1 protein-coding gene is annotated in these 488 nt (G+C 52.3%); it reads left to right on the forward strand.

Features of this window, described 5'->3' with window-relative positions:
• The coding region (locus tag ACY1JZ_RS26100) for a group II intron maturase-specific domain-containing protein (RefSeq protein WP_462631695.1) at window positions 1-488 on the forward strand (488 nt) is incomplete at both ends.

The following is a 488-nucleotide window of genomic DNA, read 5'->3' on the forward strand; positions in this document are numbered from 1 at the left end:
TAAAACTAAGCGTGAATCGAGAGAAGAGTGCAGTAGACCGACCGTGGAACCGAAAGTTCCTCGGATTTAGCTTTCTGATAAACAAGAAAGCGACGATTCGTTTAGCGCCGCAAACGATCTGGCGGTTCAAAGCGAAAGTGCGCGAGCTAACGAACCGAACGCGCTCAATGTCAATGGAGAGCCGGATTGCGAAACTAAACCGATACCTCATCGGCTGGATGGGCTACTTTCGACTAGCAGCGGCGAAAAACCATTGTGAGAAGTTTGACCAATGGATTCGCCGAAGACTCCGCATGTGTCTATGGAAGCAATGGAAACGGGTGCGAACCCGAATCCGGGAGCTTCGGGCACGGGGCGTCCCCGAATGGGCCTGCTTCGTCATGGCCAACTCCAGGCGCGGGGCATGGGAGATGTCTCGAAACACAAATAACGCCCTTCCGACTTCCTACTGGGAAGCAAAAGGGCTAAAGAGTTTACTTTCTCGTTAT

It is taken from the genome of Paenibacillus sp. J5 (assembly GCF_054955055.1).